The 25961-nt window shown below is 50.3% G+C and carries 27 protein-coding genes, 1 pseudogene and 1 riboswitch; of the genes and pseudogenes, 3 read left to right on the forward strand and 25 right to left on the reverse strand.

Annotation, left to right across the window (positions count from 1 at the left end):
• Nucleotides 1-69: 69 nt before the first annotated feature.
• From DW642_RS11440 to DW642_RS11455, 4 genes are all read right to left on the reverse strand, one after another.
• A complete protein-coding gene (locus DW642_RS11440; protein WP_117510257.1) occupies nucleotides 70-957 on the reverse strand; it encodes an AraC family transcriptional regulator in 888 nt (295 codons plus the stop codon).
• 21 nt (nucleotides 958-978) lie between these two features.
• Nucleotides 979-2448, reverse strand: coding sequence for a xylulokinase (gene xylB / locus DW642_RS11445; RefSeq protein ID WP_117510258.1), 1470 nt, complete (start codon nucleotides 2446-2448; stop codon nucleotides 979-981).
• Nucleotides 2449-2572: 124 nt separating this feature from the next.
• Nucleotides 2573-4039, reverse strand: coding sequence for an L-fucose/L-arabinose isomerase family protein (locus tag DW642_RS11450; protein ID WP_055221457.1), 1467 nt, complete (start codon nucleotides 4037-4039; stop codon nucleotides 2573-2575).
• Nucleotides 4040-4148: 109 nt separating this feature from the next.
• Nucleotides 4149-4766, reverse strand: coding sequence for a DUF4867 family protein (locus DW642_RS11455; RefSeq protein WP_055221409.1), 618 nt, complete (start codon nucleotides 4764-4766; stop codon nucleotides 4149-4151).
• Between the two features lie 152 nt (nucleotides 4767-4918).
• Nucleotides 4919-5028, forward strand: a riboswitch (TPP riboswitch).
• Between the two features lie 65 nt (nucleotides 5029-5093).
• Here DW642_RS11455 and DW642_RS11460 point away from each other — a divergent pair.
• Nucleotides 5094-5762: an energy-coupled thiamine transporter ThiT gene (locus DW642_RS11460; protein WP_055221407.1), complete on the forward strand. Its 669-nt coding sequence runs from the start codon at nucleotides 5094-5096 to the stop codon at nucleotides 5760-5762.
• A 71-nt stretch (nucleotides 5763-5833) separates the two neighbouring features.
• Here DW642_RS11460 and DW642_RS11465 read toward each other — a convergent pair whose 3' ends face one another.
• The 17 genes and pseudogenes from DW642_RS11465 to DW642_RS11540 form a co-directional block, all read right to left on the reverse strand.
• Nucleotides 5834-6553: a SpoIIIAH-like family protein gene (locus DW642_RS11465; protein WP_238033485.1), complete on the reverse strand. Its 720-nt coding sequence runs from the start codon at nucleotides 6551-6553 to the stop codon at nucleotides 5834-5836.
• Between the two features lie 13 nt (nucleotides 6554-6566).
• Nucleotides 6567-7136, reverse strand: a complete 570-nt coding sequence (locus tag DW642_RS11470; protein ID WP_055228505.1) for a hypothetical protein — start codon at nucleotides 7134-7136, stop codon at nucleotides 6567-6569.
• A gap of 4 nt (nucleotides 7137-7140) precedes the next feature.
• Nucleotides 7141-7695 carry a stage III sporulation protein AF gene (locus DW642_RS11475; RefSeq protein WP_022463195.1) on the reverse strand — a complete coding sequence of 185 codons (555 nt, stop codon included), beginning with the start codon at nucleotides 7693-7695 and terminating at the stop codon, nucleotides 7141-7143.
• A 26-nt stretch (nucleotides 7696-7721) separates the two neighbouring features.
• Nucleotides 7722-7778 (reverse strand): annotated as a pseudogene (locus DW642_RS16805) (DUF6783 domain-containing protein); the annotation flags it as partial.
• Nucleotides 7779-7801: 23 nt separating this feature from the next.
• Nucleotides 7802-8968, reverse strand: coding sequence for a stage III sporulation protein AE (locus DW642_RS11480; RefSeq protein ID WP_055221402.1), 1167 nt, complete (start codon nucleotides 8966-8968; stop codon nucleotides 7802-7804).
• The gene (locus DW642_RS11485; protein ID WP_055221401.1) at nucleotides 8955-9338 is read right to left on the reverse strand and encodes a SpoIIIAC/SpoIIIAD family protein; all 384 of its coding nucleotides are present in this window, start codon (nucleotides 9336-9338) and stop codon (nucleotides 8955-8957) included. The genes DW642_RS11480 and DW642_RS11485 overlap by 14 nt, the downstream gene beginning before the upstream one ends.
• A gap of 29 nt (nucleotides 9339-9367) precedes the next feature.
• A complete protein-coding gene (spoIIIAC, locus tag DW642_RS11490) occupies nucleotides 9368-9562 on the reverse strand; it encodes a stage III sporulation protein AC (protein WP_022463192.1) in 195 nt (64 codons plus the stop codon).
• A gap of 27 nt (nucleotides 9563-9589) precedes the next feature.
• Nucleotides 9590-10105: a stage III sporulation protein AB gene (locus tag DW642_RS11495; RefSeq protein WP_055221399.1), complete on the reverse strand. Its 516-nt coding sequence runs from the start codon at nucleotides 10103-10105 to the stop codon at nucleotides 9590-9592.
• Nucleotides 10105-11112, reverse strand: coding sequence for a stage III sporulation protein AA (spoIIIAA, locus tag DW642_RS11500; RefSeq protein ID WP_055228503.1), 1008 nt, complete (start codon nucleotides 11110-11112; stop codon nucleotides 10105-10107). The genes DW642_RS11495 and spoIIIAA overlap by 1 nt, the downstream gene beginning before the upstream one ends.
• Nucleotides 11113-11169: 57 nt before the next feature.
• On the reverse strand, nucleotides 11170-11721 hold the full coding sequence (locus DW642_RS11505) for a 4'-phosphopantetheinyl transferase family protein (protein WP_117510259.1): 552 nt from the start codon (nucleotides 11719-11721) through the stop codon (nucleotides 11170-11172).
• Nucleotides 11722-11803: 82 nt separating this feature from the next.
• Nucleotides 11804-12310 (reverse strand): SEC-C metal-binding domain-containing protein, encoded by a 507-nt coding sequence (locus tag DW642_RS11510; protein WP_022463188.1) that lies wholly within the window; start codon nucleotides 12308-12310, stop codon nucleotides 11804-11806.
• A 110-nt stretch (nucleotides 12311-12420) separates the two neighbouring features.
• Complete coding sequence (locus DW642_RS11515; RefSeq protein WP_055221452.1) at nucleotides 12421-12897, reverse strand: Lrp/AsnC family transcriptional regulator; 477 nt, start codon at nucleotides 12895-12897, stop codon at nucleotides 12421-12423.
• Nucleotides 12898-12905: 8 nt separating this feature from the next.
• Nucleotides 12906-14255 (reverse strand): hemolysin family protein, encoded by a 1350-nt coding sequence (locus DW642_RS11520; protein WP_022463186.1) that lies wholly within the window; start codon nucleotides 14253-14255, stop codon nucleotides 12906-12908.
• 25 nt (nucleotides 14256-14280) lie between these two features.
• Nucleotides 14281-15660, reverse strand: a complete 1380-nt coding sequence (locus tag DW642_RS11525; RefSeq protein ID WP_055221450.1) for an aminopeptidase — start codon at nucleotides 15658-15660, stop codon at nucleotides 14281-14283.
• Nucleotides 15661-15948: 288 nt separating this feature from the next.
• Nucleotides 15949-16656 (reverse strand): DnaJ domain-containing protein, encoded by a 708-nt coding sequence (locus DW642_RS11530; protein WP_117510260.1) that lies wholly within the window; start codon nucleotides 16654-16656, stop codon nucleotides 15949-15951.
• Between the two features lie 6 nt (nucleotides 16657-16662).
• Entirely contained in the window at nucleotides 16663-17502 is an 840-nt protein-coding gene (locus tag DW642_RS11535) for a DUF5685 family protein (RefSeq protein WP_022463183.1), read from the reverse strand.
• A gap of 21 nt (nucleotides 17503-17523) precedes the next feature.
• Nucleotides 17524-17925, reverse strand: coding sequence for a hypothetical protein (locus tag DW642_RS11540; protein ID WP_117510261.1), 402 nt, complete (start codon nucleotides 17923-17925; stop codon nucleotides 17524-17526).
• 191 nt (nucleotides 17926-18116) lie between these two features.
• Between DW642_RS11540 and DW642_RS11545 the strand changes: the two genes are divergently transcribed.
• Together DW642_RS11545 and DW642_RS11550 are read left to right on the forward strand one after the other, a co-directional pair.
• Nucleotides 18117-18353 (forward strand): hypothetical protein, encoded by a 237-nt coding sequence (locus DW642_RS11545; protein WP_022463181.1) that lies wholly within the window; start codon nucleotides 18117-18119, stop codon nucleotides 18351-18353.
• Nucleotides 18350-18952, forward strand: coding sequence for an HAD family hydrolase (locus tag DW642_RS11550; protein ID WP_117510262.1), 603 nt, complete (start codon nucleotides 18350-18352; stop codon nucleotides 18950-18952). Before DW642_RS11545 ends, DW642_RS11550 begins: the two co-directional genes overlap by 4 nt.
• Before the next feature lie 48 nt (nucleotides 18953-19000).
• On the opposite strand, the gene DW642_RS11555 is transcribed toward DW642_RS11550, so the two are convergent.
• The 4 genes from DW642_RS11555 to DW642_RS11570 all read right to left on the reverse strand — a co-directional run bounded on the left by DW642_RS11555 (nucleotide 19001) and on the right by DW642_RS11570 (nucleotide 25847).
• A complete protein-coding gene (locus DW642_RS11555; RefSeq protein WP_117510285.1) occupies nucleotides 19001-21538 on the reverse strand; it encodes a transglutaminase domain-containing protein in 2538 nt (845 codons plus the stop codon).
• Between the two features lie 153 nt (nucleotides 21539-21691).
• Entirely contained in the window at nucleotides 21692-22705 is a 1014-nt protein-coding gene (locus tag DW642_RS11560) for a glycoside hydrolase family 18 protein (protein ID WP_117510263.1), read from the reverse strand.
• Nucleotides 22706-22732: 27 nt separating this feature from the next.
• A complete protein-coding gene (locus DW642_RS11565) occupies nucleotides 22733-24022 on the reverse strand; it encodes an alpha-L-fucosidase (protein WP_117510264.1) in 1290 nt (429 codons plus the stop codon).
• Between the two features lie 193 nt (nucleotides 24023-24215).
• Complete coding sequence (locus tag DW642_RS11570) at nucleotides 24216-25847, reverse strand: extracellular solute-binding protein (protein ID WP_117510265.1); 1632 nt, start codon at nucleotides 25845-25847, stop codon at nucleotides 24216-24218.
• Nucleotides 25848-25961: the final 114 nt, after the last annotated feature.

The raw sequence follows: 25961 nt of genomic DNA on the forward strand, positions 1-25961 counted from the left end.
TCCCCATCTCATTCTTATAACTTGGAATACTACCATTTTAGCACAGTAAAGTGTGAAATACAAGTCCTTTTATCCCTGCATCAGCAAAGCCTGTACCATCGACTCCCGCTGTCTGCGGTAATCGCTCGGCGAACAGGCCTTTACCGTCTTGAAGGTACGGTTGAAGGCACTTAAAGAAGAGAATCCGGAATTCATCGCCACATCCGTGATACTCATCTTTTTGTCATACAGAAGCTCCTCTGCGCGTTTGACGCGTTTAGAATTGAGGTACTCATAGAATGTCATGTTCATGTACTGCTTGAAAATTCTGGTAAAGTGGAACTTGGAAAATCCGCTGACCGCAGCTACTTCCTCGAGAGAAAGATTCTCCATGTAATGGACATTGATATAACGGCAGACGCTTAAAACAGCCTCTATATATTCCTGCTGCTTCATTGCCCCGAACGTATTCTGCGCGTTGGCATCCGAAAAGCCCTTGCGGCCAAACTCTGAAAAAAGCTCTTTGAGGCCGGTGCAGATTCTGTGCGTCATCACTGCGCCCTCATTATCGTATTCCCGCACCAGTTCCAGAATCTGGCTGCGTAGAAACAGATAGAAGGGATCTTCCTCATCCTCTTTTTTGAAGTAGATGGCCGGAAGCCGCAGGAAAATCGTTTCCATTTCTTCCTGATTCTCCACACAGCCCGGTTCCACCAGCATGACAATCCGTTCTCCCTGGGATACGAATCTCATTCCGTGTACAACGCCGGAATTGATCATAATGATGTCGCCCTCTTTGAGATTATAGCTGTCTTTTCCGACAACAACCTCATATTCGCCTCTGGTCGGCATGATAATTTCAATTGCGGTATGCCAGTGCTTCGGATAGCCTTCTGTCACGGTGTTGTGAAAGATTTCAAACGCCGGCGGGTTTGCTGCATTCCGGTCAAATGTTTTCCCATGTTCCACTTTCTTCATCTTATTTCTTACCTCTTTTTATTACAGCAGCTCTGTAAACAGATCTTTTACGGTCGGATAAATCTTTGCAAATTTCTGATACTGGCGCTCATATTTCTCAACCAGTTCCGGTTCCGGCTCGATGGTCTCTGTCACACGAACAATTTTTTCTGCCGCCTCTTCTACGGATGAAAAGACACCGCAGGCAACGGCTGCCAGCATGGCTCCGCCAAGTGCCGGGCCTTCCTCGGACTCAATACGGTCCACTTTGATGTTCAGCACGTTTGCGATCATGCGTCTCCACAGCGGGCTCTTTGCACCGCCTCCGCAGATCTTCGTTCTCTCGATCTGGATGCCGAGGGATTTTGCTACCTCAAAGGAATCGCGGATCGCAAAGGCAACGCCCTCGAGAACAGCCTGGGTCATATCCTCTCTTGTGGTGTCCATGGTCAGGCCGATGAAGGTTCCTCTTGCATCCGGGTTGTTGTGCGGGGAACGCTCGCCCATCAGATACGGCAGGAAGAATACATTATTCTCGCCAAGTTTTGTGATGTTCTCCTGCTCTTTTGTATATTCTTTTGTGCGGATGATTTCATCCATCCACCATTTGTTGCAGGAAGCTGCACTCAGCATGCATCCCATCAGGTGATAGTGGCCGTCTGCGTGTGCGAATGCGTGCAGGGCATTGTGGCTGTCTACGCCGAATTTGTTGCTGGAAATGAATACGGTTCCGCTTGTACCAAGGGAAACGTTGCACATGCCGTCGCCTACGGTTCCGGTTCCGACTGCGGCTGCTGCGTTGTCTCCGGCTCCTGCTACAACTTTACAGGTCTCCGGCAGTCCAAGTTCTGCTGCTACTTCCGGTTTTAAGGTTCCGACAGCGTCAAAGCTCTCATGGAGCTCCGGCAGCATCTCCAGGGAAATACCGCAGATTTCTGCCATCTCTTTGGACCAGCATTTGTTCTTGACATCCATCAGAAGCATGCCCGATGCATCGGAGTAGTCGCTTACGAATGCGCCGGAGAGACGGTATGCCAGGTAATCTTTTGGAAGCATGATTTTGCAGATTTTTGCGAAGTTATCCGGCTCATTTTCTTTCACCCAGAGAATCTTCGGTGCGGTAAAGCCTGCAAATGCAATGTTTGCGGTGTACTCGGAGAGTTTTTCTTTTCCGATTACGGTGTTCAGATAATCGGTCTGTTTTGCGGTACGGCCGTCGTTCCAGAGGATCGCCGGGCGGATGACGTTATCGTTCTCATCCAGGATGACAAGGCCATGCATCTGGCCGCCGAAGCTGATGCCGGCTACCTGGGATTTGTCTACGTCTTTTACCAGCTCGCGGATTCCCTCTTTGCTCTGCTCCCACCAGTCTTCCGGTTTCTGCTCAGACCAGCCTGGATGCGGGAAATACAGCGGATACTCTCTCGATACAATATTTACAATTTTGCCTTCCTCATCCATCAGAAGCAGTTTGACAGCGGAAGTACCAAGGTCAACACCAATAAAATACATGTCGAATCTCCTTTTTCTACTCTTTTTCAAAAAGGGCGGCAGCAGACCTAGATCTCTGCTCCGCCCTTTTGCTTATGCGTTACTGCATATCTTTCTTATTTTTCAGTGATTCTTCCGGAACGGATTAGCCCCACGGATTCTCTGTCGGGTAACGAACACCCTTCGGCTGGTTGTAGCCGATCTCATCTACTTCAACACCGAGCATTTTGAATACTTCGAATAACGGTTTTCCGAAGTGTCCGAATGCTACTGCGCCGTGATGCGGATAGTTTTTCTCTACCAGTACGTGACGGTAGAATCTGCCCATCTCCGGAATAGCGAAGATACCGATGCTTCCGAAGGAACGTGTTGCTACAGGAAGAACCTCGCCCTCTGCGATGTATCCGCGCAGTTTTGCGTCAGATGTGCTCTGCAGACGATAGAAGGTGATGTCTCCAGGAACGATATCTCCCTCGAGGGTACCCTGTGTTACTTCTTCCGGAAGGGTTCTTGCCATGATCATCTGATATTTCATAGAGCAGAATGCCAGTTTGGTGGAAGCGGTATTTCCGCAGTGGAATCCCATGAAGGTATCTTTTAAGGTGTAATCAAATTTGCCTTTGATTTCGCTCTCATACATATCCTTCGGAACGGTGTTGTTGATGTCGAGGAGTGTTACGGTGTCTTTGGATACAACGGTTCCGATGAACTCGGACAGTGTTCCGTAGATATCTACCTCACAGGATACCGGGATGCCCATCTTGGTCAGACGGCTGTTGACATAGCAAGGAACGAATCCGAACTGTGTCTGGAATGCCGGCCAGCATTTTCCGGTCAGGGTTACGTATTTTCTGGAGCCTTTGTGTGCTTCGATCCAGTCTAACAAGGTGATCTCGTACTGAGCCAGTTTCGGCAGGATTTCCGGTTTCAGGTTTCCTTCGCCGAGCTCTTTTGCCATATCTTCTACGACTGCCGGGATTCTCTCGTCGCCTGCGTGTTTGTTGAATGCTTCAAACAGGTCAAGCTCGGAGTTCTCTTCGATTTCTACGCCGAGGTTGTACAGCTGTTTGATCGGTGCGTTACATGCCAGGAAGTTGGTCGGACGCGGTCCGAAGCTGATGATTTTCAGGTTCTTAACAGCTACAACTGCAGTTGCAACCGGTACGAAATCTTTGATCATGGCTGCTACGTCTTCTGCATCGCCAACCGGGTACTCTGGAATGTATGCGTGCAGGTTGCGCAGTTTCAGGTTGTAGCTTGCGTTCAGAACGCCGCAGTATGCATCGCCGCGTCCGCCTACAAGGTCGTCGCCGGTCTCTTCTGCTGCTGCTACTACCATGCAAGGTCCGTCGAAGTATTTTACAAGCAGGGTTTCCTCGGTCTCCGGTCCGAAGTTTCCAAGGTATACAACAAGTGCATCACACTCTGCTTTTTTCAGGTCTTCGAGTGCGTTCATCATGTCGATTTCATTCTCGACGATGATTGGACATTCGTAGATTTCTCCGTCGTATGCTTTTACGACTGCTTTTCTTCTGTTCTCGGAAAGGCTGTTCGGGAAGCAGTCACGGCTTACTGCAACGATACCTAATTTGATTTCCGGTGTATTGTTGATCATTTTTGAAGATCCTCCTTTTTTTGGTTTTCTTGGTTTTTGGTTTCTTTTTATGTTCAGAACTGCTCTTTTGGGGCAGTGTTTCTGATTTCTGGTTTTGTCTCTGGTTTTATTTTACCGAGAGGTTTTCTCCTTTGATGCCTGCTACGCTTCCAGCGATGTTTGCATCCGGGTGGCTTAAGAGCCATTTGTTTCTGGCGAAGAGCAGGTCGTCTTCCGGTGTGTGTTTTTCTTCCAGGGTGATGTCGGTATTGGTTCCTTTTGGAAGGACTACGACGCATTTGAATCCGCTGGCTGCCACGTTGCATGGTGCGTAGTGGAGGGTGGTTGCGTAGACTTCAATGGTGGTTCCGGCCGGGATTAAGAAGGCCTCCATTTTGGATGAGTCGTAGGTGTGGTCTTCGGTGATGTCCTGTTCTTTTCCGAGGATCAGGATCAGGTCGGTTACGGCGATGTTGATTTCGCTGTCGCGGTGGTATTCTACGGCGTTCAGTAAATGGTTGTGGCCGTTGCAGTAGCCGATCTGGATCGGCATGCCGCCGTAGAGGCTGTCGGATACGGACTGGGCGCTTTTGCAGGCTTCGAGGCTTTCAATGGAAGGCTCGTAGACTACGTCGTCGGGACATGGGGTCTCGGACATGGCGGTGATGATGTCGCTGACGTCGAGGTCTTTGATGACTTTGCCGTACTGGCGGAATGCTTCGTCTGTTACTTTCAGAATCTGCATTGTGTTGGTGCTCCTTTCGTACAATTAGTTTAATGATTGAACTAATTGTAATATAGCACTTGTATGTACTTCTTGTCAACATGTATTTGGATGAAAAAACGGGTAGGTTGACAAATAAGGGGGAGGTTGGTATACTTTAATACGTTAAAATAATAAGACGCTAGGGGAGCCTTTGGCTGAGAACGTGGGACAGGGATAAGCTCACGGACCCTCACTACCTGAACGGGATAATTCCTGCGTAGGGAAGCTGGAACGTGGTTTCGGAGGTGATTCGGGACTGTGTTTTTATGTGAGCCCCTCCAAGCGGAATGCGAAGGAGGTTTTTTTATGAGTTTTTTTGTTACTGCTGACGGCGGACTGACGACGGCCGGTTATGTTGGATGCGTGGTGCTGATGGTGGCGCTGGTGGTGATTGCTTCGGTTCTTTCTGCTCAGAAGAGTAAGGGGACGGGAATGGATGCAAGGAAGCTGGCGTTTTGTGCGATGGGGATGGCGCTGGCGTTTGTGACTTCGTATGTGAAGGTGTTTGAGCTGCCGTACGGGGGATCGGTTACGTTGTTTTCGATGCTGTTTATTGTGCTGATTGCGAACTGGTATGGGGCGAAGACGGGTATTCTCGTTGGTTTTGCTTATGGACTGCTGCAGTTTATCCAGGGGCCGTATGTGCTGTCGCTGTTCCAGGTGTGCTGTGATTATGTGTTTGCGTTTGCGGCGCTGGGTGTGGCCGGATTCTTTGGAAAGAAGAAAAACGGGCTGCTGATCGGGTATATTGTAGCTGTGCTGGCGAGGGGATTTTTCCATACGTTAGGCGGGTATCTGTACTGGATGGATTATATGCCGGAGAATTTCCCGCAGTCTTTAAAGGCGCTGTATCCGATTATTTACAACTACAGCTATCTGCTGGCTGAAGGTGTGCTGACGGTGATTCTGATCTCGCTGCCGCCGGTGAAGAAAGCACTGCAGACGGTTGCAAGAACAGCACATGGTGCAAATTAAATAGAATTACGTGAAAAAATCCGGGAACGCATGATTTTGCGTTTCCGGATTTTTTACGTGGATATCAAAATTTACTGAGCACTCTCCTCTGCGGCTGTGTCGGCGGCGGAGCTCATGGGGGTGATGACGATGTTTTCTACGCCGATTCCGGTTTTGCGGGTTACGATGTCTTCGATCTGGGCACGCTGTTCCTCGGTTACTTCTTTCATCGGAACGACGATGTCGGCGGTTTCGCCGGTCAGGTTTACAACGACGTCGGTGAAGCCTTTGGCTTCGAGGAGGAGTTCAGTTGCTGACTCTTTTTCTACGAGTTCCGTCATTTCCACCATGCTCTGGACAGCGCTCTGGCGCTCGGTTTCGGAGAGGTTGGTGTTGTTGATGATTTCATTTAAGGTGTCTTTGTTCTGGGAACGGATCTGTTCGCGGTCGATTCTGGCCTGGGCCATGTATGTAGATGCCCCGGCAAGGACTGCCTCTCCCGGCGTTTCGGTGACGGTCCGCGACGAGTCCCCTGCTGTGCCGGCATCCACCTCGTCGGTGATGTCGGTGTCCAGGCTGGAGATGTCTTTTAAAACGGTGCTGGCATCCGCCGTGGTTCCGTCTGCCTTCTCCTTCGTGGACAGGGTACTGTCAGCATAGTTGATGTATCCGGCGACGGCAATCATGATCGCAAGGGCGGTGATGATGACCTGATTTTTCCGGAATTTTTTCTTTTTCCCGGCCGTCTTTTTCGGCGATGGTGTCTCTGCCATTTTCTCAGGTGCATTCATTTCCTGTTCTAATTTTTCCACGCATTTGACTCCTTTACTTCATTTTGACTACTTTAATCTTATTTGCGCCCACCTGAAATAATGCCATCACGGCCTCCTGAATCTCCTGTATCGTCACCGGGTTTCCCCCGCCTTCTGCGATAACGAGCACGCCGCGCACCGCCGGGTACTCCTCGGAAACCACATACGGTGTCTCGGCTCCGTTCTGTGTCTTTTCATAGACAGTTGCCTCATCCTGCGACGAGGATGTAACGCTTCCGGTCTCCTCTCCCTTCTTGTTTTCCTCCGTTGTACTCCGCGTTGGGACATCTTTTTCCACAATCTTTTTTCCTGTGGATTCCAGCGTCACCACGACGTGCACTGCGCCCACACCGTCCATCTGGGAAAGTGCGTCACAAAGGCGCTGTTCCATCTCCTCCTGAACCGAAAGTCCCGCATCCCCCGCCGGACGCGCAGCCGTCTCCTGCGGCTGTTCTGTCTCCTCACTGGTCTTTTTTGTTCCCGTCGGCAGCAACAGGACAACGCCGATTGCCGCCAGCAGGAAGTACAGCATCCACTGCTCCTTTTTCTGTTTCCGGAAAAACGCCGCTGCCTTTTCCCTCATAGGCCTATTCCGAAATCTCTACCATAATATGCGCCGGATCGGTTCCGTAGACCTCACTTAAAACACTTTTGATCTCTGTCAGCTTTTCATCGAGCATTTCCCGCTGTTTTTTCTGTTCTTCGCGGTAAATGCTCGTCTGCCGCATCGGCGCTTCAATGCGGATCTCTTTTGCCTCACCGGTGTTTCCCGGCTCCAGCGTTACCGAAACAGCTGCCCCCGGAATGCCGCTCTCTGACAGATACATCCGGATCTGGCGCTCCGTCTCTTTTTCCCAGGCGCCCACGTAATACTGTTTTTCAAAGCTTTCTGCACGAATCTGTACATTTTCCATTGCTGCTGCCTCCTCTTCCAGCGTCAGACGGTCGAGCGTCTGCGCCATTTTCTGCTCCAAACCTCCCGCTTTTAGCACGGGCTGGAAAAAAATCAGTACCATCACAATTCCAAGAAAAAACTGAACCGGCTTCTTGTCCTCCTTCTCCGGGATCAGGTTCAGCACAGTTGTCATAAAAATCAGAAAAATTGAAATATTCTTAAGCCACTGCAGAATCTCTTCTACCATGCCGCCTCCCGCCGCTGCCTGCCCAACTACACGCTAGAGCATGTCTGAAAAATCATTTCCGCAATCTGCAAGCCCCAGTTTGCGAAAAGCCTTTTTCAGACACGCTCTAGGAAAAAGTTCCCGCCAGGATTGCAATCGTCAGCAGAAACAGGACTTCTACGGTCAGAAGGAGACGCAGAAGCATCGCATATCCTTTTCCTGCCGCCGCAAGACATCCCGCGATCCGCTTGTCCGAGACGGGCTGCGCCGCCGCGGCGAGAAGGCGGAAGGAAAGACCCGAAACGAGAAGCTGAACGGCGGGGACCATGCCTGCTGCGAGCAGTACCAGCATTGCCGTCACGCCAAAGCAGTTGCGGATCAGCACCGCGGAGCCTGCCACCAACTCGGTTACAGCATTCACCGCATTTCCGATGCCGGGAATCATTCCGGCAGTCCGCCAGAGTGCCATCTGCCGCAGGGAATCGAGCGCCGGTGCGATCAGATTCCGGATCATCTGCATTCCCACAAGTACGCCGAGCGACGATTTTAAAAGGCCGTTCACGCAGGTTTCCAGCAGCTCTGTCATATGGGACAAAATCTCCTCGCCGGAAAGATCGTTTACAAGGGCGATGAGCAGATAGATATGGATCATCGGGAGGACGAGGGCGAGCAGAAGCTTTTCGACAGCCAGAATCACTAGAAGGAGCATCTGATAAAACATCACGGCTGATGATGCACCACCGGCGGCCGCGGCCGCCAGATAGTAGGATGGCGTCAGGATCCGCATAAAAGCGACCAGCGATGTGATGACAGCTTTCAGGTTTTCCCCGCTCGACTGGAAATTTTTCAGAATCAGTGCAAGCGCAAGCAGATAGACCATATAAAAACTGGCGTCCCTGACCTGTTTTCCTTCAAAGAGAGAGGAAAAACTGCCGAGCACCGCGCCTGCCAGAACGAGGAGAAACAGCTCCTTCATCAGCCCCTTCTGCGCAAGGAATGCTGTTTTGGCACAGGAGAGAACGGCATTTCCGGCACGGAAGGTGCGGAAGGGATCGCCATCCTGCAAAAGAGAACGCACCGTACCGGCAAAAGAAAACTGCTGGCTGGACAGCAGGCTGTCCACTTCCTGCTGGATTGCATCGAAGTCGAGTTCTGCAAGAAGTTCGTCCTGCGCTGCTGCTGCCTGATCCGTTTCGGTATCCGCTGCTTCGATTTTCTGCGTTCTTCCCGTTCCGAAAATGAGACACAGAAAAAGCAGCGCCATGCCCCATCCGGCTTTTTTACAGAAAATCATGAACCGTTTCCAGCAGAGCGAGCAGCACTGGCATACTGACGGCAAGGACCGCCAGGCGGGCGAACAGTTCAATCTGCCCTGCAATGGAAGAATAGCCCGCATCCTTACAGATCCCGGCGGAAAACTGCCCCACATACGTGATCCCAAGCATTTTCAGCAGCGTATTCAGATACGATGAGTCCACCGGGAGATACGATTTCATTTGTGCGAGCATGCCGAGCAGATACTGCATTTTTCCGACGGTCCCGGCAAGAATGCAGAGGCCGGCACCGACCGTCACAAGAAGGGCAAATTCCGGCTTTGCTCCCTTTACTGTGATTCCAAGCAGCACGCCCGCCGTGCCAAGCGCAGCGATCCGAAGTATATCCATATGATCCCCTCCGTTTTTTCTCCCTGCTCTTAAATTGTAAACAGTTGTTTGATGTCCTCAAACAGCGCGGAAATATAGGGAAGAATCCAGAACAGCACCAGCACAAGACCGGCAAGGCTTGCAAGAAATGCCTGTTCTTCCCGGCCGCTGTGTTTTAATACCTGGCACAGGACCGATACCAGAATCCCGACTGCCCCGATTTTAAATAGAATCCCGACCTCCACGCCTGCTCCTCCGTTTTCAGACACGCCCTAAACCAGAATCAAAAATAAAAAAAGGCCTCCCATGATTCCAAGACTCTGACAGAGCCTCTTCCTTTCCGGCAATCCTTTCTGCAGTTCCGCGATCCGCTGCACAAGGCGTGCCTCATACCGGTCCAGATTCGCCTTCTGCATGGCGCGGTCCCCGGTTCCAAGGCTGCATCCGGCCTCCTGCAGCTCTTCTTTTTCTTCTTTTGTAAGGCGTGTGTCCGCCAGGTGGACTGCCGTATTCTCTTCCAGAATCGCCGGCAGTGTCTTTCCGTCCGGGCGGCGCATATCCTCGGAAATATCCTGTAAAAAATCCCGGTACGGATCCCGCATCCGCCTTCCCGTCTCCCAGAACGCATCCGGCAGCGGGGAAGCCGCCGTCACAATCTCTCCACGCAGATACTGGATAATTTTCTGCAGTGTTTCCAGATCTTTCACATGAGCCGACAGCGCCGCACTCTTTGCAAAGCCGATCCCGACGCAGGCAAGAGAAGCCGCCAGTAAAACTGCAAGCCGCATCACAGAAACGCCTCCCTTCGGTACAGTGTCGTTCCTCTTCCGTCAAAAATAGCCTGTACGCTTCCGGCGTGGGGTTTCGCATCCAGCACGATGTACCGCTCGAAAACGTGGGATTCCACGAGGCGGTTCAGGAGAGGCTTCTGCTTCATATCCTCCATGGAATTGCCATGCACGGTCGCGAGCAGCTTGCACCCGCAGTTAACGACGGACTCGATCGCACGGATGTCCTCGCCCGTTCCGATCTCATCGACTGCCACCACATCGGGCGACATGGCGCGGATCAGCATCATCATGCCCTCCGCCTTCGGACAGCAGTCGAGCACATCGGTGCGGATGCCGACATCATTCTGCGCAACGCCGAGATAGCAGCCTGCGATCTCGCTCCGTTCATCGACCACACCGACGGTCAGCCCCGGATACGGCGACTCCCCGTCCGAAATCTGGCGGATGATATCGCGCAGCATCGTCGTTTTGCCGCAGCCGGGTGCGGAGACAATCAGGGTGTGCAGGAAACGGCCGTCTTCCCAAAGGTACGGCATCACTCGGTCCGCGCAGCCCTTTTTCTCATGAGCAACCCGCACGTTGATGCAGGATATATGGCTGATGCCTTTCACCTTTTCCCCTTCGATTACCGTCTTTCCGGCAATGCCGATCCGGTGGCCGCCCTCCACGGTCAGAAAACCCTGCCGCAGTTCATCCTCGTAGGCGTAGAGGGAAAAACTTCCTATGTAATCCATCGTATCGCGGATATCCGTCGGTGAGACGGGATAACCTTTCTCCCACTCCCCGGTCAGTGCTCCGTCCGGGGTCAGAAAGTACTCCTGATCCTTTGCGACCACCAGAAGCGGCGCGCCGGTCCGCAGACGGATTTCCTGCAGGTCATCGGCCAGCAGATCTGTGTTTTTCAGAATTTTCCGTATATTCGCAGAAAACAGGCGCAAAAGTTCCCTTTGCTCCTGTTTTTTCTCTGGCGTAACAATATCCTTTTGTCTTCCTGTCCTTTTCATCTTCACCACCTCTTATCGTTATATATATGAGATGGCGGGACAGGTTATGCACGATTTTTATGGTTCTATTCTTTTCATGCAGATTTTCACGGGCTCCGCTGCCCAGACGGCGCCTTCATATCCTTTCTCCGGACTGAAATGCGTGCAGAAGCCCTCTTTCTTTTCCGTTCCAAGAGAACCCGAAAGACCGGTTCCCCTCCACTTGCCGTAGCTCTCCTCTTCGGTCCAGATCCGGAAAAACAGCGTTTCAGCATTCTCCGCTGCGGCAAGGCGTTTCTGGTCTTCGGCGGAAAAATACCGTTCTGCCATGCGCTCCCAGGCAGCGCGGCGGTGCTGTTGCAGATCCATGCCGATCGGAATGGAAGCAAAAGCGCAGGCAGCGTATTCCCCCGAATGAGAAATATTAAAACAGATCTGCGGATGCCCCGGCAGGTACGGTTTTCCGTGCACATTCCGTTCGATCGTTATCTTTTCTCCATCCAGCCCATACTGTTCCTGCATTCCCATCCGGAACAGCTCCCATCCGCACTGCGAGAGTTCCCGTTCCAGCTCTTTTTTTTCGCCCTCCGGCTGCGTAATTTTTTTCAGATAAACTACCGTCTCCTGCATTCTGCTTCTCCCTCTTCATAGAAAAAGAGACCGCGAAGCCTTTCAACTTTCGGCTTCCCGGTCTCTTCTCGAAAATTCTTTCTTATGCGTTTTTACCGCAGCAGTATTTGTATTTCTTTCCGCTTCCGCACGGGCATGGATCGTTTCTTCCGATTTTTTTGCCTTTGATTACAGTGCCGGATTTTTTCTGCTCCATGTAAAGCGTTTTCTTCTGCTCTTCTGTGAAGATCTCATCCCACATCGGCAGGTTGTACAACCAGTCTGCTTTTGCGTCTACCATGTTTTTGTACAGAAGCTCTTTATCGTAAGCCAGTGTAACAACGGTATCCTCTTCCATCTCCTCGATCGGGTTCGGGATCACAAGGCTGTCGTTGATGCCGTCCAGGAAACCAACCATGGTCATAACGTCCACTTTGTATTTCTCTGCCAGCTCTTTTACGGTTCCTTTTACCACTTCATCCGGGTTGGAAAGAAGCTGCTCGTAAATGTTTTTCTCAATCAGGAAATAATTGGTCCAGAACTGCTGGAGCTGTCTTTTGTCTGCTTCCTGATTATAGGCGATATCACGCCAATTCTGTAATAAACTCATGTTATTATCCATCCTTTATCTGTTTCTCTGAGCGCGTTTTTTCGCGCCGTCCCCTAGCGGGATTCCGGTTTTTGTAACACGCTTTAGTATATCGGAAAGTCCGCAGAAAATCAACCTTTTTCTTCTTCCTGCTCCAGAATCGGGATTCTGGTATCCCCGAGCGGAATTCCTCTGTGTTCCACCGATGTAGAGAACACGATCTGCGTCTTCGTTCTTCCAAAATGCTGAAGCTGGCCGATAAACTGATCCAGCTCAGATGTTGTGTGGAACACAACCTCCATCAGCATCGAATAGTCGCCGGTCACGCAGTTGCACTCGATCACATTCGGGCAGTCGGTGATGTACGGATAGAATTCCTTTTTCCGCACCGGCTCAACCTCCAGATTGATGAATGCCTTGATCCGATAGTCGAAAACCTCCGGGTTCACACTCGCACGGTAGCCGGTGATCACCCCGTCCTTTTCCAGGCGGTCGATTCTCGCCGAAACCGTCGGCGAAGTGAGACTTACCTTGTCTGCAATACTTTTGAGCGGAAGCCTTGCATCTTCCTGCAGCAGTTCCACAATTTTCCGGTCTGCTGTATCCAGTTCACGTTTCATTCCCTCTCCTTACGTTCCTCCTGCTCTCCTTTTTCTTTCGGAGGCAGTTTCTTTACCACCGTATTTTCCACGCGGTGTTCTTTGACCCGCATGACCTTGATCCAGAGATCGTCGGTCTCAAGTTCAAACTGGCTGCCGTCATCCGGAACCGCACCGAGTTCGCCGAAAATGTAGCCGCCGAACGTTTCATATTCATCGACCGGCAGTTTGATCTTCAGTTCCTCCGCCACATCATCCAACGAGGCACTTCCCATGATTTTCCAGGTGTCTGTGGAAATCAGCTCAATTTCCGATGGCTGCCCGATCTCCGCCTCATCATTCAAGTCCCCGACAAGCTGCTCGATCAGGTTACGCACGGTGATAATTCCATCCATGCCGCCGTACTCATCCAGAACCACGGCAAAATAGTTGCCGGTCTTTTTCATGTTCTGGAACAGCGTGGCAGCCTTGATGTTTTCAGGAACAAAATAAGGCTGTTTGATTGCTTCTTTCATGACATGATCGCGGTCCTTGGTGCGAAGCCGGAAATAATCCTTGGCGTCCAGAACGCCGATGATATCGTCCACATTTTCACCACAGACCGGGTAATAAGAATGGCGGCTTTCATGGATCAGCTGCTCCCACTCCTCCATCGAGTCTTCCAGCCACAGAAGATCTACATCGGTTCTGTGGACGCAGATTTCATCAATGGTCAGATCATCGAACTCAAATACGTTCTGAATCATATCTTTTTCTTCATTGTCGATCGCGCCTTTTTCGCTGCCGGCATCTACCATCATCCGGATTTCTTCCTCCGTCACCTGATCGTCGTCCTCATCCGGATCGATCCCCAGAAGGCGCAGGATACCGTTTGTCGATGCAGTCAGCAGCCACACAAGCGGTGCAAACACTTTCGAAGCACCGCTTACAAGACCGGAAATCCCGAGCGCAATCTGCTCAGCCTTCTGCATTGCAATCCTTTTCGGCACCAGTTCGCCAAAGATCAGGGTGATATAAGATAAAAGCAGCGTAATCAGCACAACGGCAATCGCATCCAGTGTCTTTTCCGGAATCTTCATACCCGCGTCCACAAGAGCAGAAACGATTCGATCCGAAAAATTTTCTGCTGCAAAGGCACTTCCGAGAAAACCGGACAGAGTGATGACCACCTGTATCGTTGCAAGAAAACGGGATGGCTGTTCCGTCAGATGAAACAGCTTCGCCGCTCTTTTGTTTCCCTCCTGTGCCATTTTTTCCAGTTTAGCGTCGTTGCAGGAGACCACAGCGATCTCCGCGCAGGCAAATACCGCATTGACCGCTATCAATACGACCTGCAAAAGAATACTGCCGACTATGTCACTGTCCAAACGTTTCAAACCTCCTCAATATTATTTATGCGTTTTTCAAAAATGCCACATAGGCCTTCTTGGCCTCGTAAACATCTGCTTTGCTGGTTACTTCCCATGGAGCATGCATGCTGAGAACCGGTACACCGGAATCAATCACTTCCATACCGTACAGAGACATGATGTAGGCGATGGTTCCGCCGCCTCCGACATCAACTTTACCAAGCTCTGCTGTCTGCCAATTTACTTTTGCATCATCAAAGATAGCGCGAAGAGCTCCGACGTACTCTGCATTGGCATCGTTTGAGCCGCTCTTTCCGCCTGCTCCTGTAAATTTGTTAATTACGATACCTTTTCCGAAAAATGCAGCGTTTTTCTTCTCAAATGCTGCTGCATACAACGGATCAAACGCTGCACTTACATCGGAAGAAAGCATTCTGGAAGAAGCCAGACATCTCCGAAGTGCAAGCTCCGTTCCCTCACCTGCAAGTGCAAGCAGCTCTGCCATGGTGTTTTCGAAGAAATGAGACTGCATGCCGGTTGCTCCGACGCTTCCGATCTCCTCTTTATCTACGAGCAGGCAGCAGGATGTCTTCTCCGGTGCTTCCACCTCGAGCATTGCGACAAGAGAAGTGTATGCGCATACACGGTCATCCTGGCCGTATGCAAGAATCATGCTGGCATCCATACCAAGCTCACGCGCTTTTCCTGCCGGTACAATTTCAAGCTCTGCGGAGAGGAAATCCTCTTCTTCGATGCCATACTTGTCGTTTAAGAGCTTTAAGGTCATGGCTTTCACTGCATCTTTCTCTGTTCCTTCCAGCGGCTGGCTTCCGATCAGAAGATCGAGGTTCTCGCCCTCTACTACCGTACTTGCCGGTTTGGTCTGCTGCTCTCTGGAAAGGTGAATCAGAAGATCTGTCACACAGAATACCGGATCGTTATCATCCTCGCCGATGACTACATCCACTACTTCGCCATCCTTCTTGGCTACAACACCGTGGATTGCAAGCGGAAGCGTTACCCACTGCCATTTTTTGATACCACCGTAATAATGGGTATCAAGATATGTAAATCCGTTGTCCTCATACAGTGGATTCTGTTTTACGTCAAGACGCGGAGAATCGATGTGCGCACCGAGAATATTCATACCCTCTGTCAGAGGCTTTGTTCCGATCTGGAACAGGGCAATGGCCTTCTTCATGCATACAGCATAAACCTTGTCACCCGGTTTTAACGCACGATTTTCTTTTACATAGGTGTCGAGGCTTACGTATCCGGCCTCTTCTGCCTGACGTACACTTTCCTTTACACACTCACGCTCCGTTTTTCCGTGATCCAGGAATGCGCGGTAGCCGGCGTTTAATTTTTCCAGCTTTTTCATATCTTTTTTCTTGTACTCATTCCATGCTGTTTTTCGTTCCATAGCTTTTCTCTCTTTCTGTTTTCTTTCTATGATCCGTTCGTATTTTTTTGCTCCGGTCATAATTGCGATCTCTTTCATTATAATCTGTTTTGATGGGAAAAACAAGGACTTTCGGCTGTTAGAAAAAAGCCCCACAGCGAACCGTTTTTTCGGTTGCAGCGGGGCTTTTAAGGGGAGGATAAGTATTTCCTTATTTTTCTTTTGTATCATCGAACAGGGGAATTTCGATGACACTGTTATTCTCCCCTGAATGTTCACTTTTATACATTTCTTGTAATTATTTTTTGATCAACAGCAGAAAAATCCCCGTCCGCCGCAGCAACAGCAATTGCAGATGGCATTGATTGCCATACATTCACAGCACCATTTTCCGAGATCACCTGCACTTCTCTCGTAGCCATAGCCGCTTCCCATGTCGGAATACCACTGGCCGCTGCCCTGGAGCTGGTTTAAAAGCTGCTGGTACTGCAGATTCTGCGGTTCTAATTTGACTGCCATCTCGGCATCCTGCACGGCATTGATGTTGTTGCCGAGGCGCGAATTTGCGATCGCATGCAGGAAATACCATTTTCCGCTGCGGTCGGAAATGTCGTTCAGCACGTTCATCGCCTCGCGGAAGTGGCCGCTGTTGATGTAGTTGGCTGCCGCCTGCAGCCGCATTTCCTGCTCGGAATTTCCATAATCATTCCGTGCGGAGCCGCCGTTTCCGTACGCGCCGCCGAATGGGTCGAAGCCGCCGAACGGGCCATAGCCGCCGTAAGCATCTCCGCCATACGACGAACCTCCGCTCTGGTACGTGGTGCCGTGCTCGCGTTCATCCATGATCTGTTTGTACGCCTGCTGCACCTGTTTGAATTTTTCTTCTGCTTCTGCTTTATTCGGATTATTGATATTGGCATCCGGGTGATACGTCCGGCTGAGTTTTCGGTATGCTTTTTTGATTTCATCGTCCGAAGCCCCGCGGGACACGCCCAGCACCTCATATGGATCTGTCATCAGTCTTTATTTCTCCTCTTTTTGGCGCTCTTTTGCGCTTTTTCGCATTTCGTATTTTTCCCAGATACCAGCATACAATATATTTCGCAGAATGTCTACATTTTCCAGGATCGGAAGTTTTTCAAATGCACGCGACGCTTCCGCCGTCATCATCAACAGGATTTTTTCTGCGGTTTCCTCGAAGTCCGGCTGATCTGCGATGGACAGAAACGGGTTGTAGTTTCCGCTCTTTTTATCTTTTTCCACGTCATCAAGCGCATCCATCAGGTAAATGAATTTTCCGATGTAAAAGCCGACCTGGCGCAGATCATCGCTCCAGATGTCCTCCTCCGGAATATAGATCTCCGCCATCACCTCTCCGGTATAGCCCGCCGCAAGATCGAGGTCTGGATTGTTTTCCTTCTCGCATGCATGCAGCTTTTCGAGGTAATCCTGCACTGCTTTCGTCTGGCGCGGATACGATGCCTCGATGCGTGTCACAGATTTTTTCAAAGCCTTTGCCACTGTAAACGCCGCGTAGTTTTTCTCGTCCTCCCAGTCATCCAGCAGATTGTAATAGGCGAGCAGCACGTTCATGTCTGCGCAGTATTTTGTGTATTTGTTCCGCAGGCATTTATGTTTTTTGCCGGGATGAAGAAAGCAGTAATGCTCCTCTTCTTTTGTCTCACACTCATAAAGCCCGGTCAGCAGGATGGAAAGAAATGTCATATCAAACGTCAGCATCGCCTGACCCTTTTTTCCATACGCCTCTTTGATATCCTGACACAGACCGCAGTAGTATGCCTGATATTTGTTGTAATCTTTGACTTTCAGGTCATCCTTTCGGATGGTCACATAACCAAACATGAATCGCACTGCTCCTTTTTATCAGGTGTTTTTGATGAATTTTGTTCCGCATTTCGGGCAGCAGATCTCGATGTGGCCTTTTCCTTTCGGCACACGCACCTGCTGATGGCAGGACGGGCAGCGGAAGTAGCAGTGCTCTTTATCCTTGAATGCACGGGTTCCGCCTCGGAAGAATCCGGCGACGCGGTTTTTCAGTTCCAGGAATTTCTGGTTTTCCGCATACCGTTTGGAATGGTTCTTGGACATGATGCGCACATCCGCCCAGACGATCAGGACGAGTGCCAGGGTGTAGATAAGGGAGCTCCGTACAACCGCTCCGAAAATCATCATGGCAACTGCCGCCCACATCATAAAATTGCCCAGCTGATCGATGCCGTAGCGGCCATACATCAGGCGGGAAAGTTTTTCTTTCAGTTTATCCATTTTGTTCTCGTTTCTCCTTTTTCAAAGTATATGCCAATACTCTATCCCTTTTGAGGGAAAAAAGCAATCGAAAGCGCCATTAATTTTTTCTAAAAAATTCTTAAAACTTGCGGTGGATGTTTCTTTTCAACTGTGCTACACTTGGTTATGTTTCTTTATATTTTATTTTCAGTAAACGATCGGAGATTTTTATGAAACGACTCAAACAGATCGGCGCCCTTCTCGCCATCGCGGTCCTGATCGGATTCGGGCTTGGCGCCATGATTTTTGCGTTTATCGACACGCCGTTTGCACACAAGGCGCTGACGGTCTGCCTCTACTGTGCGATTACCGTACCAGTGCTCATCTATGCCATGATGCTGGTTGCCAAGGTTCTGTCGCACCGCGATGAGAACGACAAATCAGACAAAGGAGAAAAACAGTCATGATTGATACCATTATTTTTGATGTAGGCCGCGTACTCGTCAACTGGGACTACGAGTCCTATCTGAAACGCTTTGCTTTCGGTCCGGAAAAGACGAAAGCAATCGCCGCCGCAACCTTCGAAAGCCCTTACTGGCGCCAGTTCGACCGCGGAATTCTCACACCGGCGGAGATTGTAAAAGGATTCTGCTCCCTCGCCCCGGAATACACCGAAGAAATCAAAGAGGTTTTCGCCCACTGCGAGGAAACCATCACCCCGCTGCCGTATGCAGAAAGCTGGGTACGCTCCTTAAAAGAAAAAGGCTACCGCCTCTACATCCTCTCCAACTACTCCGGAGACCTCTTCGAGCGCACCAAAGAGAAAATGCCCTTTCTCCCCTACATGGACGGAACCCTCTTCTCCTACACCTGCCATTTAACAAAACCGGAACCGGAGATCTACCAGCACCTGATCCAGAAATTCTCCCTCACCCCGGACCGCTGCGTATTCCTCGATGACACCAAAGCAAACGTCGAGGCCGCAGAGCAGGCAGGGATTCATGGAATTCATTTTACGGGGTATGAAGATGGCGTGGCACAGTTGAAAAAACTGGGCGTTCTTTAAAAAAACAGGCTGCCGCATTCGTGCGTCAGCCTGTTTTTTAGTATTAACTTACGCTTTCGCCGCCTCTTCCATCAGCCGCAGCATCAGTCCGACGCTGCCGACGTTATATCCGGCATAAGCGCGTCCGCCGATGTTTCCCGGCAATGCGAGGATCAGCAGTGGGCGTTTTTCTGCGTCGATTCCCATTTTTTCGGCGATCACCGGGGCGTCGTCGGATGGGTCGAGGTAGAGGGACATGTTGTGGATTGCTGCGCGGGCTTTCTGGAAAGTCGTGTTTTCCAGGTCGGCTTTCGTGCGGAGTACGGCTGCCATGGCAGCGTCTTTTGCGTTCCACTTCTCTGCGATTTCGATCAGCTCATTCAGAACATGCTCGGTCGGCTCCTCTCCGGTTCCGAGGAAGGCCAGAAGGATCGGGCCGTCTTTGGTGAGATCGTTCAGGGTATGCGCCTTTCCATCCAGATCCTCCAGCGTGATCTCCGGCAGTTCGATGTGCTCTAACAGCTCGTCCAGCTCTTTTTTCACGGTTTCCAGATAAATCTCTTTTGCTTCTCCCGCCTTCAGTTCAAACACGCGGAATGCGGCATGCTGGTCACCGTTCGGCATACGCATACTTGTAATCAGACGATAGCAGCCCGGCTCCAGGGTCAGAGCCAGTGTTTTGCCATTGAATGCGGTTTCTTCGTAATTCAGCGTCTCAAACACTGTTCCGTTCCACTTTCCGATGGTCCACGTCTGATAATACTTCCATGCGCTTCCATCCTCCGCATTCAGTGTCAGAACCGCACTTTCCGTTTCCTCCTTCAAAACAGCAGCTTCTGTTTCCACACTGTGGAATGCCCCATCACGGTAATACTCCGGCTCCAGGGTCACCGGATTCAGTCTTGCCGCTACATTGAGACTCCGGCAGATTGCCACAAACAGAATCTTCTGCGCCAGAGGACTTCCCTGTTTCATCGTAAGGACGCCGACCGGTGTTGCCATGATCGTGTCATACTCTTCTTCTGCATGGAAGGTAATATTCTTCTTAAGATAATCCAGAATCCGTTCCGGCTGCTCCACAAAGCTGCGTTTTGTCTCCTCTTCAAAAAATCCGCGGATCATGCTCCGATACGGCGTCAGCTCCTCGAGGAAAATACGCGGGCAAAGAAGATCCTTTCTGAAAATCTCCTCTGGAAGATCCCCCTGCTCACAGTCGAGATGATCCTCTAAAACGGATGCCTTCAAGTCCTTCGCATCCTTTAATGCCAGCGAAAACAGCAGCTTCTTCCGGTTCGGATTTTCATCTTTGGAAAGGAATGTATAAACCTCCTCAAAATTCTCTCCTGCCCGGTGGAAAATCTCTTCCGCTTCCGGATACGCAGCAGCCTTTTTCTCATCAAAGCATGCTGCAAACCGTGCCTTCCGAAGCCGTTCCGCCTCTGCCATCCGTGCCGCATTGCGCTCCTTCTGCTCCTTTGTGGCAACGACATTCCGTACCGGCACCTCCTTCGGTGCCCGGATTTCCAGCGTCTGCCACCTGTCATCCGCTTCCGGAACCGCCTCTTCACGAAGCACCAGTTCCAGCGAATCCTCCTCCTCAATCCGCATCATTGCTTCCGCCCGGCGTATTCCGTCAAATGCCCGTACCCGGATATCGCCAAGGCCAAGTGTCATCCGAACTTCTCCGTCCGCATCCGCAATCATCACTGCAGCCGGGAAAAGCTCTGCCATATTCAGGATTTCAACCGCAATATGCGCTCCTGCAGCCGGTTTTCCATTCTCATCCTTCACAAGAATCTTCACCAGCTTCGTTCTGCCATAAAAATCTGTATGGTTAAAGTAGTACAGCGCTCCTTCTTTTCCAAGATACTCCTCGTTACTTTCCTTCACATAATCCGAGAAGTTCCGCGTATGAATCAGAATTGCCCGATTCGCCGGACCCGAGAACCAGCCGGTATCCAGCACTTCTTCCGGCTCACAGGCGCCAAGGAAATGCCACTCGCCGTCCACAAACACCTCAACCCACGCATGATTGTCATCACAGTGCGCCCATCTTGGTGTATAGACCTGTCGCGCCGCAATACCGACACTCCGATACGCCGTAACTGCAAACGTTGACTCCTCGCCGCAGCGTCCCTTTCCACTCCGATACATTGTCATCGGAGATGCTGTTCTGCTGTCCGTTGCCTCATACGTTGCATGTTCCGCACACCAGTAATTAATCTCCAGAATTGCCTCCCAAAGGCTCATTCCGGCCACACGCCCCATAATCTGCTCATAAAAAAACGGTCTGCAGTCCGTAATATCCTCGGAATTGATCCGGTCATACAGCACATAATTTACAAACACATCCTCCGGCAGCTCCTTACACCATGCCACCTTCTCCCGCAGCATCAGCGCATGCTTCACGTACGAAAGAAAAAGGTCAAATCCATATTCTCCCGCATCCCTTACCGGCATCGTACCATACAGAAACTTCATCAGCACAACCTCTTCTTCACTGCACTGTTTCAATTTTTCTTCGATAACAGGCATCACCGGAGCCAGAAGCTCTCTCCGTCCCTCAAATTTTTCCGTTGCATATTTTTTCAAATTTTCTGAGATCATGATTCTATCTATCCCTTTCTCTTTTTTCCTATCCGTCTCCACAACGTACATCCGCCCACCGGCGGCAGACGCCATGTGAAAAAGGATTCCTTGCGATTTTTCAGGAACACCGGAGCGAGGAGCCTTTTCACATACCGGCTGTGGGTCACTACGCTACATATTTTTCTTTATAAATGAAAGTAATTCTCCGCTGGGATCGCATTTATACTCCCAGAACATAATGCCCCCCATGCCCTTTTCTTTCAGGTACGCAATTTTCACCCCAAGTGACTCGCAGTCCTCATAGCTGATAAATGTTTCCCCGTCAAACAGATACGGAACCTTTGCCTGCTCATCCCAATACCGGATAAATCCCCTCTTTCCGATCCAGCTCTCTTTGAGCTCGCCATAGTCACCGCCATATCCTCCGACCGTCTCTGCTTCCATTCCAAGCCCGTTGCGGCATCCGGCGCCTTTTACTCCATCCCATTTTCTGGAATAAAACGGTACGCCAAGAATCAGCTTCTCCATTGGAACGCCTGCATTTACAAAACCGTTCACTGCCTTCTGCACACATGCATCAAACAAATTTCCCTCACTGTGATACAGCGCCGCATGATGTCCCGTCACCTTCTGGAAACCGCCCTGCAGATCATACGTCATCAGCTGCACATAATCCAGATACCGGGAGGCCTCCTTCATATCTGTCTGCAGTGCAAAGTAAACATCTCCGCCGACTGCTGTCGTTACAAGCATGCCTTCTCTGTACGCGTCCAGTGTCTTCCGAAGCTCCGCCAGAAGCAGCGTATAATTCTCTTTATCCGATCTGTCCGACGCAATTCCTGCCAGCGATGTGCCCGGATACTCCCAGTCAATGTCAATGCCGTCCAGACCATACTCCTTCACAATTGCAAGTGCACTCGCAGCAAACCGCTCTCTTCCCTCTTTTGTTCTTGCAGCCTGGGAAAAGCCGTCTGCTCCCCAGCCGCCTACGGACAATACAATCTTCAGCTCCGGGTTGCTTTTCCGAATGGATACTATTCCATCCCGTGCATCCTTTGCATCCCATACAACTTCTCCGTCCCGGATCAGACCAAATGCAATATTGATCACGGTAAGTGCCCGCACATCCTCTTCTCGCATATGATTTAAGTCCGCCGTATTTACATAGCCAATTATTCTCTTCATCTCATAAGCTCCTCTGTCCGAATCGTTTTACTCATTAAAGGTTACGACTTCCCCGTGTCCCAGATTGTAGGTGATCTCATCCTCAAGCTCTACCTTCACAACCGTTGCAAACGGATGAATACTCATCTCGCCGGCCCAGATCCAGAGTGTTCCCGGAATACCGCTCCATGGAAGGGAACCCGTATAGGAGAACCGAAGCTCCTCTCCCGTATGCAGAACCGTCACCCTTTTTACCGGTGTTTTAATGCCTTTCACGCACAGCGTCTCCTGCGGCTTATCATAGACAAAAAGATACATCGTCTTCTGATCCGCCGAAATCGTGCTTCCACCGAGGAAATGATTGTAATCCAGTCCTTTTTCTGTTCCAAATACTGCTTCCTCGTGGTCATGAATCCATCCGCCGAGATCCAGCAGCACCTTCTCCTGACGCTCATCGAGCGTTCCGTCCTCTTTCGGTCCGATGTCCAGCAGCATTCTTCCGCCGAGGGTAATACAGTCACAGAACATGCGCACAATCTGACCGCTGCTCTTGTAATCATTGTCCGATGGACGATATCCCCAGGAATCGTTGATTGTCGTGCAGAATTCCCACTCGCCTTTCGGTCCGTACAGCGGGATTCCCTGCTCCGGTGTCTCATAATCTCCATAGCCCTGCATTCTCGAATTCAATACAACGTTCGGATTCAGGGTATGCAGATATTCCCTGAATTCCGGCATCTTCCACTGTGCCGCGCTCCGTTCCCAGTCACCATCAAACCATAAAAGATCCACCGTTCCGTAATTCGACATCAGTTCTTTTAACTGATGATTGTTGAATTCCAGAAACTCCTGCCATTTCTGCGGCTCCTCCTCTTTTCCGGCCGGGGAACCATAGATATCGTTCAGACAGTCTTCTTTTTTCATTCCTTCCGGGTAAACCGTGCGGTACCGCGGATCCGACCAGTCGATCAGTGAATAATAAAGGCCGACCTTCAGACCTGCCTCACGCATGGCAGCTGTATACTCTTTTACAAGGTCGCGCGCTGCCGGTGTTTTCTTCACAACACTTAAATCACTGTATCCGGTATCAAACAGTGCCACGCCGTCATGGTGCTTTGCTGTCATAACCACGTACTGCGCACCTGCTTTTTGAAACAGCTCCGCCCATTTTTTCGCATCAAACTTCGATGCTGTAAAGCCTTCACACTGTTTCATGTAATCTTCATAAGAAATATTTCCGTTGTGGAACGACCATGACTCCGACACATCACCCACCGCATAAATCCCATAATGGATAAAAATGCCCAGCTTCGCGTTCCGAAACCAGTCCTGCATCATATCTTCCAGCTCCTCCTTTTTTGTACTCCCAGATTAAAAGACTCCGGGCATAGCTTTTTTATCCGATCTAATTACCCCTTTATTGTTCCTTCCCATTGTATCAGTTCTTGCCCAAAAAGAAAGGCATATTACCGTTTTACACTGTAATATGCCTTTTTTTCATTCCATAGGAAATATCATTACCTTTTCCTATTTATTTCGCGATTTCCTCAATACCCTGAGTTGCTACCCAGTCCTCAAGTCCCAGAGAGTACATACCGTCTACATAAGCCTGCCAGTCAGCATCGTTGTCGATGTCAAGCTCGCCGCATACGAACTGTGCCTGCTGCTGCTCAAAGAAATCTTTGATTGCTGTGTTCGTATCAGAGAAGGTATCAATCTTATCCAGGTCAATCCAGTAGGACGGAATAATCTCTTTGGTCAGATTTGCCTCATAAGCTTCCTCTGTCGCTTTTTTCTCATCGTACATCGGATGCTCTTCTACAAATTCGAAGTCTGCCGGCAGATATTTCGGCAGAGACTGCGGCCACAGATTGCCCCAGGAATATTTTTCCTGATCTTCCTCAGACAGTGTGGTGGTGTCAATCGCATGGTATCCGTCATCCTCTTTGTTTACAATCACGCCAACCGGTCCTCTGTTGCAGCCGATGCCGTTCTCCAGTGCGAATGCATTGTCAAACCAGCGGCAGATGATTTCCGGATGCTCTGCCTTGTTTGTGATGACAGCCTGGGTTCTGTATACGCTGAAGCCTTCCGTATCGCGCAGCCAGATTCCGCCTTTGTCTGTATTCAGAACAGGCATGGAATCGAAATCGCCTTTTTCCTCTGCATCCGGGATTCCGGTAAACTCTCTGCTTCCGTATGCGATGGAAACGCCGTACAGATCCTGATTTCCTTTACCTTCCCATGTGGAGCTGTCCTGTGTGTAAAGCTCTACGTCTACGAGTCCTTCTGCATACAGTTTGTGGAACCAGGAAAGGAACTCACGATACGTATCGCTGACACCGCCGTAAACAACCTTTTCATCCTGGATTGCAATACCAAGTTTGTTCATCGGAAGTCCGAAGTAACCGGCCATAGCCTCGATATGTTTGTTGTTCGGGTCTGTAGAGAACGGGATTTCATCGGAAGCGTCGCCGTTGCCGTTTGCATCCTGCTCTTTGAATGCTTTTAAAACTGCCTCAAACTCGTCTGTAGTGGTCGGCATGCTCATACCAACATTTTCCAGCCATTTCGTATTGATGTATGGGCTGTATCCAACGGTTGTATCGGCGCATACGTACGGAATCGTGTAGATGTGTCCGTCCGGTGCTGTCATTTTTTCTCTTACACCCGGCAGATCCAGGATAGCAGAAATGTTCGGGCAATATTTCTCAAAATAATCTTCCAGCGGAATGAATACGCCCTGGTTGACACCGTAGGTGAGGATTGCATTATCGCTTAAGGTCCATCCGCCGATCACATCCGCGTAATCTCCGGAGTTCAGATCCAGATTCAGTCTCTCCGTTGCTGTTTCGTATGGATAAATTTTCAGGTCAACGTCTACATTGGTCTGTTTTTTGAACTCATCGAGCATGATAAACTCGCCGGATTCGCTGGAATCATCGCAGAAGATAGAGAAGGTGTAATCTCCCTCATCTACCAGCGGAAGACCTTCCTGATACATAATGCCGTTTACTTTTCCGTCCTCATCCACGGTGTCGTTTGCTGCGGATGCTGCAGAAGTACTCTTTGCCGAGCTGCTTCCTTTATCACTTCCACATCCGGTAAACATAGATGCCACCATTACTGCAGTTAAAACTGCTGCGACTGCTTTTCTTTTCATGATTTTTCCCTCCTGTGTTATTCCGGCGGCATTTTTCCGCCGGAAGCGCTTTTGCCTGTCCGTTGTCCGGACCCTTTATTTACATACCGCCGTTTCCCGTGCGGCAGATAAATC

The sequence above is a fragment of the Blautia sp. AM23-13AC genome, from assembly GCF_003435675.1.
GTDB lineage: Bacteria > Bacillota > Clostridia > Lachnospirales > Lachnospiraceae > Fusicatenibacter > Fusicatenibacter saccharivorans.